General features: G+C 66.7%; 12 protein-coding genes (1 of these 12 cut by a window edge). 7 read left to right on the top strand and 5 right to left on the bottom strand.

Translation table 11 applies throughout. The features are described from left to right. On the top strand, positions 1-636 hold the end of the coding sequence (locus AEB_RS05755) for a lipopolysaccharide biosynthesis protein (RefSeq protein ID WP_119082328.1). Its footprint begins 837 nt before the window's first position; 636 of the gene's 1,473 nt are visible here — the last part of the coding sequence; its start codon lies off the left edge, out of view; it ends in the stop codon at positions 634-636. A gap of 1 nt (position 637) precedes the next feature. On the opposite strand, the gene AEB_RS05750 is transcribed toward AEB_RS05755, so the two are convergent. Further along, the gene (locus tag AEB_RS05750; RefSeq protein WP_119082327.1) at positions 638-1,567 is read right to left on the bottom strand and encodes a hypothetical protein; all 930 of its coding nucleotides are present in this window, start codon (positions 1,565-1,567) and stop codon (positions 638-640) included. A 130-nt stretch (positions 1,568-1,697) separates the two neighbouring features. Here AEB_RS05750 and AEB_RS05745 point away from each other — a divergent pair, with 130 nt between their 5' ends. The 4 genes from AEB_RS05745 to AEB_RS05730 all read left to right on the top strand — a co-directional run bounded on the left by AEB_RS05745 (position 1,698) and on the right by AEB_RS05730 (position 5,855). Beyond that, complete coding sequence (locus tag AEB_RS05745; protein ID WP_119082326.1) at positions 1,698-2,657, top strand: retropepsin-like aspartic protease; 960 nt, start codon at positions 1,698-1,700, stop codon at positions 2,655-2,657. A 43-nt stretch (positions 2,658-2,700) separates the two neighbouring features. Then, the gene (locus tag AEB_RS05740; protein WP_119082325.1) at positions 2,701-4,527 is read left to right on the top strand and encodes an ABCB family ABC transporter ATP-binding protein/permease; all 1,827 of its coding nucleotides are present in this window, start codon (positions 2,701-2,703) and stop codon (positions 4,525-4,527) included. A 119-nt stretch (positions 4,528-4,646) separates the two neighbouring features. Continuing rightward, the gene (locus AEB_RS05735; protein WP_172593012.1) at positions 4,647-5,234 is read left to right on the top strand and encodes a cytochrome c; all 588 of its coding nucleotides are present in this window, start codon (positions 4,647-4,649) and stop codon (positions 5,232-5,234) included. Between the two features lie 93 nt (positions 5,235-5,327). Next, complete coding sequence (locus AEB_RS05730) at positions 5,328-5,855, top strand: hypothetical protein (protein WP_119082323.1); 528 nt, start codon at positions 5,328-5,330, stop codon at positions 5,853-5,855. Between the two features lie 34 nt (positions 5,856-5,889). On the opposite strand, the gene AEB_RS05725 is transcribed toward AEB_RS05730, so the two are convergent. The 4 genes from AEB_RS05725 to AEB_RS05710 all read right to left on the bottom strand — a co-directional run bounded on the left by AEB_RS05725 (position 5,890) and on the right by AEB_RS05710 (position 8,501). Then, positions 5,890-6,081 carry a DUF1737 domain-containing protein gene (locus AEB_RS05725; protein WP_119082322.1) on the bottom strand — a complete coding sequence of 64 codons (192 nt, stop codon included), beginning with the start codon at positions 6,079-6,081 and terminating at the stop codon, positions 5,890-5,892. 13 nt (positions 6,082-6,094) lie between these two features. Then, on the bottom strand, positions 6,095-7,396 hold the full coding sequence (hslU, locus tag AEB_RS05720; protein WP_119082321.1) for an ATP-dependent protease ATPase subunit HslU: 1,302 nt from the start codon (positions 7,394-7,396) through the stop codon (positions 6,095-6,097). 5 nt (positions 7,397-7,401) lie between these two features. Then, the gene (hslV, locus tag AEB_RS05715) at positions 7,402-7,962 is read right to left on the bottom strand and encodes an ATP-dependent protease subunit HslV (RefSeq protein ID WP_119084485.1); all 561 of its coding nucleotides are present in this window, start codon (positions 7,960-7,962) and stop codon (positions 7,402-7,404) included. 65 nt (positions 7,963-8,027) lie between these two features. After that, positions 8,028-8,501 (bottom strand): outer membrane protein assembly factor BamE, encoded by a 474-nt coding sequence (locus AEB_RS05710; protein WP_119082320.1) that lies wholly within the window; start codon positions 8,499-8,501, stop codon positions 8,028-8,030. A 159-nt stretch (positions 8,502-8,660) separates the two neighbouring features. Between AEB_RS05710 and AEB_RS05705 the strand changes: the two genes are divergently transcribed. Further along, positions 8,661-9,179, top strand: a complete 519-nt coding sequence (locus AEB_RS05705; protein WP_119082319.1) for a ubiquinol-cytochrome C chaperone family protein — start codon at positions 8,661-8,663, stop codon at positions 9,177-9,179. Beyond that, positions 9,176-9,694 (top strand): YceD family protein, encoded by a 519-nt coding sequence (locus AEB_RS05700; RefSeq protein WP_119082318.1) that lies wholly within the window; start codon positions 9,176-9,178, stop codon positions 9,692-9,694. Before AEB_RS05705 ends, AEB_RS05700 begins: the two co-directional genes overlap by 4 nt. Positions 9,695-9,716: the final 22 nt, after the last annotated feature.

The raw sequence follows: 9,716 nt of genomic DNA, 5'->3' as shown, positions 1-9,716 counted from the left end.
TCCGCCTATGCCCGCGTGCAGGATGATGCCGAGGCCTATGCGCAGGGCTTCCTCAAATCGGTGCGCATCCTGATGCTGGCGGGCGTGCCCTTCAGCCTGGGCCTTGCCGCCACGGCAGAGCCGGTGGTGCGCGTGGTGCTGGGGGAGAAGTGGATCGCCACCGCCCCGGTGATCGCCATCGTCGGCTGTGCGGCACCCTTCATGATGCTGCAGGTGCTGTTCGGCCCCGCCGTGAATGCGGCCAGCCGGCCCGAAATCTACACGCGCACCTCCTTGCTGGGCGCGCTGTTGCTTCCCGTAGCCTATGTGGTGGGGATTCAGTGGGGCCTGATCGGCCTCGCTCTCGCCTGGGTGGTCGGATACCCGCTGCTGGTGGCGCTGTCCTCGCTATGGGTGCTGCCCGTGCTTCACGTTTCGCCGCGCGCACTGGTGGAGGCGGCGGCGCCGCCGGTGCTGGCGGGAATCGCCATGGTGGTGGCGGTGCGACTGCTCGATCATGCCCTGCCCGGAATGGCGCCCATCCTGCGTCTGGCGATTCTGGTGGCAGGTGGCGGTGCGATCTACGGCGCATGGCTGATCGCCTTTGCCCGCGGCCGGCTGGCCGAACTGGTGGACCTCGCCCGCCGGAAGGGCTGAGTTAACGCGCGAGCGCAGCGATCGCCCGCTGGGTCGCTGCCGCATAGGCGCCGCGATGGTAGCGATAGGTGCCGATGAAATGGACGAAAGCCGCCTCCGGCGGCAACGGCTCGTTCCAGAAATTGAGATAGCGATCATAGGGCAGCAGCAGCGGATCGGGCTCGTTGGCAATCACAAAGTTGGACGTCACCTGCTCGCTGCCCCATTGCTCCCAGCGCGCGCGCCCGAGCAGCCGCTCTGCCTCCTGCGAGAAACGCTCCGCCAGCTGCCGGCCCGAAGCGGCAGGCGCGAAGCCGGCAAAGCCCGAGCAACCCCGGGCATAGCGCGGGCTGGAAAGCCCCTCGATCCGCACCTCGTCCAGCACTGATTCGATCGCGCCCTGCACATGCGCGGCGGGATTGTCGCGGTGGTATTCGGGCGGCTTGCGCGCGGCGATCTCTGCCGCGGGCACGAGTTCGGCGTCCGCATCGCCGCGCAGGGTGAAGCTGCGCGCCTGCGCAATGGCGTGCACGACCTCCGGCACCGGGCCGGTGGTCACCGTGTCGGAATCGAGCTGGATCACATAGGCATCGCGCCGCAGATCAAGCAGGGTCAGCAGCCGCTCCCATGTTCCGCCGCGAGGGCATGGGCCGCAATCCACCGCATCAATTTGGCGGATTTCCGGCTCGCCCAGATGTGCAGCCAGCACTTGCCGGTCGGCCGCCGTCAGCGTGCCGTCGTCAAGGATCGCCACGCGCCCGCGGCCCAGCTGGCGGTGCAGCGATTTGACCGCGACCAGATAGGGCAGCAGCACGCGGCTGCCGATCATGGAGAAGATCACCACCCCGTCATCCAGTGGGCGAAGCGGCGGCGTATCCAGAACCGCACGGGCGCGGTGCAGATGCATCCGCGCCTTCGCCTTGTGCAGGATCTTTGCGCCGATCTCCAACATCCGGCCCTTGCGCTACCACATAGCGGGGGACGCGGAAATGCCGGCCCGCCCCCGGATTTGTCCACCCCGCCTGCGGGTGGTATGATGGTCGCGCGCCGGTTCCCACGAGTTTCGGCGCGGGAGAAAGAGGATGACCTGGCACTTGTTTGCGGCGTGGCTTGCCACGGCCGCCTCGCCTGCACCCGCCGTTCCGGCGCCGGATGCGCAATTCCCCGCAGAAGAGCCCGCGCCCCCCGGCGTGGATGTGATCGAAACCGCGGTGGAGCGATACCGCCGGCTGACCGTGCCGGTCACCATCGAAGGCGCCGGCCCCTTCAGCTTCCTGATCGACACCGGCGCGCAGGCCACCGTGCTGTCGCACGATCTCGCCACCCAGCTGCAACTCAACGATCGCAAGCTCGCCATCGTGGTCGGCATGGCGAGCAGGCGGACGACGGAAACGGTCCACATTCCCGAGCTGACGCTGGGCAGCCGCAGCTTCTACATCCGTGCCGCACCGCTGCTGCATGCAGAGCATATCGGCGATGTGGATGGCATCCTCGGCCTCGATTCGCTGCAGGACCAGCGGGTGCTGATCGATTTCGAGGAAGGCCGCATGTCGGTGGACGATGCGAAGCAGCTGGGCGGCAATCGCGGATTCGAGATCGTAGTGAAGGCGCGCCGGCGGCTGGGCCAGCTCATCATCACCCGGGCGCGGATCGACGGCGTGACGACGGCGGTGGTGATCGACACCGGCGCGGAAACCAGCCTGGGCAATCCCGCGCTGCTGAAGCGGCTGCGGCGTTCCAGGGCGCTGGGTCCGGGCCAGCTGACCGACGTCAACGGTGTGGAGGCCACCGGCACCGTACTGCTGGCCAAGGAGCTGGAACTGCAGGACATCCGGCTTGCCAATGTGGCGGTGATGATCGTCGACGCGCCGCCGTTCCACGCCTTGGGGCTGACGGATGAGCCGGCCCTGATCCTGGGGATGCGCGAGCTCACGCTGTTCAAGCGGGTGGCGATCGATTTCCACACGCGGCAGATCCTGTTTGATCTTCCGCCACAGCCGTTTCGCTTCGGTTCGGAGGACGGGCGGCAGCTTCGGCTGTAGCAATATTGCCTGATCGGCGCGGCGGCCCCACATTGGCGGGCAGATGCCAACACCAGCCGATCCCAGGACCACCGGCGATTACGCCGGGTGGAGCACCGTTCGCCGCTTCCTCCCCTATCTATGGCCGAAGGACCGGCCGGAATTGCGCTGGCGCATCGCCGGCGCGGCGGGCTTCGTGGTGCTGGCCAAGATCGTCGTGCTGGCGCTGCCCTTCGCCTATGCCCGCGCGGTGGACACAATGTCTGCCGGCGCACGCGGCGACGCGCAGGCGCTATGGGTCGCGCTGGCGCTGGTGATCGCCTATGCCGCCGGCCGGCTGGCGACGGTGGTGTTCGACAATGTGCGCAACATCATCTTCGAACGAGTCGGCCAGGATGCCGTGCGGCACCTGACGGAAGACACGTTCCGACGGCTCCACGGCCTCTCGCTCCGCTTCCATCTCTCCCGCCGCACGGGCGAAGTCACCAAGGTGGTGGAACGCGGGACCAAGAGCATCAATTCGATGGTCTATTTCCTGCTGTTCAACATCATGCCCACGGCGGTGGAGCTGGTGGTGGTGGCGGTGATCTTCTACACCATGTTCGGCTGGGAACTGGTGGCGGCCACGGCGGTGACGGTCGTCTCCTACATCTGGCTCACCCGCATGATCACCGAATGGCGCACGAAGCTGCGCGCGCAGATGAACGATCTGGATGGTCTCGCTCTCGCCCGCGCGGTCGATTCGCTGTTGAATTACGAGACGGTGAAATATTTCGGGGCGGAGAAGCGCGAGCAGGAACGCTATGGCTCCGCCGCGCGCGCCTATGCCGAAGCCGCGATCAAGAGCGAAAACTCGCTCGGCATGCTCAATATCGTGCAGGCGACGATCACCAATCTGATGATGGCCGGGGCCATGGCCTTCACCGTTTGGGGCTGGAGCACCGGCCGGCTGACCCCCGGCGATCTGGTGCTGGTGAACACCTATCTGCTGCAGCTCTTCCGCCCGCTCGACATGCTCGGCTGGGTCTATCGCACCATCCGGCAGGGGTTGATCGATATGGCGGCGATGTTCCGCCTGATCGACACGGAGGTGGAAGTGGAGGACCGGCCGGGCGCCCCCGCCCTCGCCATCCGCCACCCCTCGGTCGTCTTCGACAATGTCGTGTTCGGTTATGACCGGGATCGGGAAATCCTCCACGGCCTCAGCTTCGAAGTGCCGGCGGGCCATCACATCGCGCTGGTCGGGCCGTCGGGCGCGGGCAAGTCCACTATCGGGCGCCTGCTGTTCCGCTTCTATGATCCGTGGGACGGGCGCATCCTGGTGGACGGGCAGGATATCGCTTCCGTCACCCAGCGCAGCCTGCGGTCGCAGATCGGCATCGTGCCGCAGGACAGCGTGCTGTTCAACGACACCATCGGCTACAACATCGCCTATGGCCGCGATGGCGCCACGGCGGAGGAGATCGAGAAGGCGGCGCGCGATGCGGCGATCCTGCCCTTCATCAAGCGGCTGCCGCACGGCTTCGACACCGAAGTGGGGGAGCGGGGGCTGAAACTCTCCGGCGGGGAGAAGCAGCGCGTGGCGATCGCCCGCACGCTGCTGAAGAACCCGCCGATCCTGCTGCTGGACGAAGCGACCAGCGCGCTGGACACGCGCACGGAGCAGGACATCATCACCACGCTGCGCCGCGTCTCCCGTCGGCGGACCACGCTTTCCATCGCCCATCGCCTGTCCACCATCGCCGACGCCGATCGCATCTTCGTGGTGGACGCGGGCCGGGTGGTCGAAAGCGGGGGCCATCGCGAACTGCTGATCCGCGGCGGGCTCTATGCCGAAATGTGGCAGCGCCAGGCGCATGAGCGCGAATTGATGGACGATGCCGCGGAGTAGGACGGCGCAATGTAACGTTACGGATAGTGCCGTTACCGTAAAAGGCTTGTGCTGGAAGGACGAGCGGCCTTCATGCACAGCGGCGGCCAAGCCATAATGACGGAAGAAGGATGCCTCACATGAAACGTTTCGGATTCGCCCTCATCCCGGCACTGGTTCTGGTGGCGGCCTGCTCGTCGAAACAGCCGGAAGAGCAGCCCGCGAAGGATCAGTTGACGCTGCACGAGGTGATGAAGAACGAGATCGACGTCCGCGCAGACGAGGTATGGGCGATCGGCAATGCCGCGATGGATGACAATGCGGGCATCGACCCGGCGCGGATGACCGACGCCGACTGGGCGAATTTGAAGACCCACTCGCTCTCGCTGCAGCAGGCGGCGGTGGATCTGGCCACGCTGGACCCGATCATCGTGGTGAAGCCCGGCGTGAAGATCGCCGACGAAGGCGTGCCCTATGGCGACAGCGCGGCAGATGTGCAGTCCAACGTCGACAAGAACCCGCAGGGCCTGCGCGACATGGCCAATGCGCTGGCCGCGCACATGGGCGAACTGGCCAAGGCGGCCGAAGCGCATGATGCCGCCAAGGCCGGGCCGCTGATCAACCAGATGGACGGCGTGTGCGAGAATTGCCACCTCGACTACTGGTATCCTTCGCAGAAGGCGCTGGTGGAGCAGTTCCGCAATGTGGACGTCCAGCCGACGAAATAGGCCGGAAGGCGCGACGGGTTTGATCGGCGTCAAACCCGCGCACCCGCCGGCGTGCCATGCCATGCGCGGGAAGTCTGAGGGAGGGCAGCAATCATGAGAATCGCAACCGGTCTGGCAGCCGCCGCCTTGCTGAGTATCGGGCTGGGCGCGGGGGTGCTCGCCCAGCCAGGCGCGGATGACGGCACGCTCTATATCCGCCAGCTGATGCAGGCGGATGTGAACCCGGCGATCCTGGAAATATGGGATGTCGGCAACAACGCCATGAATGACGAAGGCGGCATCGATCCGGCAAAGATGGATCAGGCGCGCTGGGATCGCCTTGCCGCCGCCGCCGGCTCACTCGCCGCCGCCAGCCGCACCATCGCCGCGGCGGATCGGATCAGCGCGGCCATGCCCGGCAATATGGAAACCGCCGAGGGCGAGATTTCGATGGCCGATGTGCAGCGCTATATCGACGCCGACACCGACGGGCTGAAGGAACTGGCGCTGGAACAGGCCGACCATGCAGACCGGCTGGTCACTGCCGCCAAGGCCCGCGATGCCGCCACCGCGGGCGAGCTGGTGGCCGGCATGGATCTGGTCTGCGAAAGCTGCCACGCCCGCTACTGGTATCCCGAATAGGAATGCCGGCGGCGGGCGCGAACGCGGCGCCCCCTCAGCCCTCGTAGCCCGGCCAGACCACCGCCTGCGCCACGATCACCCGATCGCCATTATAGGTCAGCGCGGGCGAGCCATGCAGCCGCCAGCCCTGCCGCAGCGCTTCGGACACGCGGGCGCAGAAGCTGTCGTCATCCGGGCCCGTAAGGCAGCGATAGGGCAGCTTCCCATCGGGCGGCGAATTGCTCATCGAATGATCTCCGTCACAGGATATATTTGCTGAGATCGGCATCGCTGGCGAGGCCGGCGAGCTTGTCCTTCACATAGGCGGCGTCGATCGTCACGGTCTCGCCCTTGCGGTCCTCCGCCTCGAAGCTCAGTTCCTCGAACAGCTTTTCCATCACCGTCTGCAGGCGGCGCGCGCCGATATTCTCAACGCTTTCGTTCACCTGCGCGGCGATGCGGGCGACTTCGGCCACGGCTTCCGCGCCCATTTCCACCGTCACCTCTTCCGTTCCGATCAGCGCGCGATACTGCTGCACCAGATTGGCGCGCGTATCGGTGAGGATGGACACGAAGTCCTTCTCGGTCAGCGCCTTCAGCTCCACCCGGATCGGCAGGCGGCCCTGCAGTTCGGGCAGCATGTCGCTGGGCTTCGCCACATGGAAGGCGCCGCTGGCGATGAACAGCACATGGTCGGTCTTCATCGGGCCGTATTTGGTCGCCACCGTCGTGCCTTCGATCAGCGGCAGCAGATCGCGCTGCACGCCTTCGCGGCTGACGGAGCCACCGCGCACATCGCTGACGGCGATCTTGTCGATCTCGTCCAGGAACACGATGCCGTTGGTTTCGGCATTGGCCAGCGCGGTGCGGGCCACGTCATCCTGGTCCATCCGCTTCTCGGCCTCTTCCTCCACCAGCTTGTCCCACGCATCGGGCACCTTGAGCTTGCGGCGCTTGAGGTTCTGCTTGCCGAAGGCCTTGCCCATCATGTCGCTGAGATTGATCATGCCGACATTGCCGCCCATGCCGGGAATCTCCATCGGCATGCCGGGGGCTTCCTCGACTTCGATCTCCACTTCGACATCATTCATGGCGTTCTGCACCACGCGCTGGCGGAAGCTTTCGCGCGTGGCTTCGGATGCACCGTCGCCCACCAGCGCATTCAGCAGCCGTTCCATCGCCGCCTTGCTGGCCGCTTCGCGCACCGCTTCGCGGCGGCGGTCCTTCTCCAGCCGGATCGCCTCTTCCACCAGGTCGCGGGCAATCTGCTCCACGTCACGGCCGACATAGCCGACTTCGGTGAACTTGGTCGCTTCCACCTTCACAAAGGGGGCGTCGGCCAGCTTCGCCAGCCGGCGGCTGATCTCGGTCTTGCCGCAGCCGGTGGGGCCGATCATCAGGATATTCTTGGGCGTCACCTCGTCGCGCAGATCGGGCGACAGCTTCTGGCGCCGCCAGCGGTTGCGCAGGGCCACGGCTACGGCGCGCTTCGCCTCCGCCTGGCCGATGATATGCTCGTCGAGCGCGGCGACGATCGCCTTGGGTGTCAAATTGTCGGTCATGTCCGTCAGATGCTTTCAACCGTCACGCGGTCATTGGTGAAGACGCAGATATCGGCGGCCACCTGCATGGCCTTGCGCGCGATCTGTTCCGCGTCCTCTTCATAGAAATCCAGCGCGCGGGCCGCGGCCAGCGCGTAATTGCCGCCGGAGCCGATCGCGGCGATGCCGCCTTCGGGCTCCAGCACGTCGCCATTGCCGGTCAGCACCAGCAGGCTGTCTGCATCGGCCACGATCATCAGCGCTTCCAGATTGCGCAGATATTTGTCGGTGCGCCATTCCTTGGCCATTTCCACGGCCGCACGGAGCAGCTGGCCGCGATATTGCTCCAGCTTGCGCTCCAGCCGTTCGAACAGGGTGAAGGCATCGGCGGTGGCCCCCGCGAATCCGGCGATCACCTTGTCGCCCTCCCCGATGCGGCGCACCTTGCGCGCATTGGGCTTCATCACCGTATTGCCCATGGAGACTTGTCCGTCCCCGGCAATCACGGTCTTGCCGCCCTTCTTCACTCCGATGATCGTCGTCCCGTGCCACTGTGTCAGGCCGTGGCTTGCCCGCATATCGTCCATGGCGGGCATATGGGAGAAGGCAGCGCGCGCTTCAAGCGAGCGGGCGCGGCTGTATGGTTCGCGGCCTAGGGGCCGCCGCCCGCACCACCACCGGCGCCGCCGGGCGCGCCTGCGCCGACCTGGCCGATATTGCCGAACAGATCCTCCAGCAGGCCGCGCTCGCGGCCCAGCGTCGGCGTGACCTGGTCATCCGGATTCACGTGCACGACCTGGTCCATCCCGCTGCGGGTGACGGAGGCGACATTGTCCTTCGCATCGAAGCGAACGGCCAGCACCGTCTGATCGGTGATGCGCGGCGTGGTGAAGGGGGCCTGGCTGGTGGTGCTGGCGACATAATACCACACCGGTTCGCCGAACTGGCTGGTGAAGGTCGGCCGCCCCAGCGTGCGTTCCACCGAAGTGCGGTTGTCCACTCCAGGCTGGACGCTGGCGATCAGCACTTCATCGGTGATGAAGCCGCGATGGTTCTGGATCGAGCTGCAACCGGAAGCGAGCACTGCCGCACCCATCACCGCTGCGATCTTCCGCGTGCCGACCATCTGCAAATATTCTCCAATCCGGCAGGCGCGGGCCGGCGTTGCCAAGCCGCCCCAGGTGCCTATATCGGCGGCGACCCTTACGGGTTGGCACGCCGCCACGCAATGGCGCTTGGCCGGCCTGCTTTGAATAGCCGCTGAATGAGAAGGCGCATCCGCCCCATGTCCGTGTTCTCCCGCCTGTTCCGCACCCGGCCCGACCCGCGGGAGGAAATGCGCCCGCTGTGGCACCGCGTGGTGGAAATCTCGCGCCATCCGCGCTGGTATGGCGAGGATGGCGTGGCCGATTCCGTGCCCGGCCGGTTCGACATGGTGGTCGCCGTGCTCTCTCTGGTGCTGCTGCGGATGGAGGGGGAGCCGCAGCTCGCCGCCTCCTCCGCGCTGCTGACCGAACTGTTCGTGGAGGATATGGACGGGCAGTTGCGCGAAAGCGGCGTGGGCGACATGGTGGTGGGCAAGCATATCGGCCGGCTCGTCTCCACCCTCGGCGGCCGGCTGGGTGCGTTCCGCGATGCGCTGGCGGAGCCGGACGGCGCAGCCCTGCGCGCCGCGGTGGAGCGCAACGTCACCTTCAACGCAGGCACCGCGCCCGATGCGCTGGCGGCCGATCTGCACGCCTTTGCCGAACGCCTCGCCCGCATCGCGCCCGACGATTTGATCGCAGGGAGGATCGACGCATGAGCACGCCCCCGCCCCCCGAATTCCGCCGCATGGTCGACCGGCGCCAGCTGACCGCGCGGCCCGTCACCCTCTCCGCCAATGAGGAGGAGCGCGCCGCCCTCGCCCGCCGCTTCGGCCTCGTCGCCATCCACGCGCTGGAGGCCGAGGTCTCGCTGGAAGCGGAGGGGGAGGAGGTCTCGGCCAGCGGCCGCCTGCATGCGGACATCGTGCAGAGCTGCGCGATCAGCGGCGACGACCTGCCGGTGACGGTGGACGAGCCCATCGCCTTCCGCTTCGTGCCCGAACGGCGGATCGATGCGGAAGAAGTGGAGCTGGAGGAGGAGGATCTGGACGAGATCCCCTATGCCGGCACCGCCTTCGATCTCGGCGAAGCCGTGGCGCAGAGTCTGGCGCTGGCGATCGACCCCTATGCCACCGGCCCCGATGCTGAGCGCGCACGCGAGGAAGCGGGGCTTTCGGGAGAGGCCGCCAGCGGCCCCCTCGCCGCCGCGCTGGCCGCGCTCAAGAAGACCTAGGCCGTAGACTCATAAAAGCGGC

The organism is Altererythrobacter sp. B11, assembly GCF_003569745.1.
In the GTDB taxonomy this organism is placed as follows: Bacteria; Pseudomonadota; Alphaproteobacteria; order Sphingomonadales; family Sphingomonadaceae; genus Croceibacterium_C.
This window is presented reverse-complemented; position numbering and strand designations above follow the sequence as displayed.

What these genes read in the sequence shown, in the direction of transcription:
- AEB_RS05705 (WP_119082319.1), top strand. Translation starts at nt 8,661, where the DNA reads ATGTCCGTGTTCTCCCGCCTGTTCCGCACCCGGCCCGACCCGCGGGAG.
- hslV (WP_119084485.1), bottom strand. Translation starts at nt 7,962, where the DNA reads ATGGACGATATGCGGGCAAGCCACGGCCTGACACAGTGGCACGGGACG.
- AEB_RS05740 (WP_119082325.1), top strand. Translation starts at nt 2,701, where the DNA reads ATGCCAACACCAGCCGATCCCAGGACCACCGGCGATTACGCCGGGTGG.
- hslU (WP_119082321.1), bottom strand. Translation starts at nt 7,396, where the DNA reads ATGACCGACAATTTGACACCCAAGGCGATCGTCGCCGCGCTCGACGAG.
- AEB_RS05735 (WP_172593012.1), top strand. Translation starts at nt 4,647, where the DNA reads ATGAAACGTTTCGGATTCGCCCTCATCCCGGCACTGGTTCTGGTGGCG.
- AEB_RS05745 (WP_119082326.1), top strand. Translation starts at nt 1,698, where the DNA reads ATGACCTGGCACTTGTTTGCGGCGTGGCTTGCCACGGCCGCCTCGCCT.
- AEB_RS05725 (WP_119082322.1), bottom strand. Translation starts at nt 6,081, where the DNA reads ATGAGCAATTCGCCGCCCGATGGGAAGCTGCCCTATCGCTGCCTTACG.
- AEB_RS05700 (WP_119082318.1), top strand. Translation starts at nt 9,176, where the DNA reads ATGAGCACGCCCCCGCCCCCCGAATTCCGCCGCATGGTCGACCGGCGC.
- AEB_RS05710 (WP_119082320.1), bottom strand. Translation starts at nt 8,501, where the DNA reads ATGGTCGGCACGCGGAAGATCGCAGCGGTGATGGGTGCGGCAGTGCTC.
- AEB_RS05750 (WP_119082327.1), bottom strand. Translation starts at nt 1,567, where the DNA reads ATGTTGGAGATCGGCGCAAAGATCCTGCACAAGGCGAAGGCGCGGATG.
- AEB_RS05730 (WP_119082323.1), top strand. Translation starts at nt 5,328, where the DNA reads ATGAGAATCGCAACCGGTCTGGCAGCCGCCGCCTTGCTGAGTATCGGG.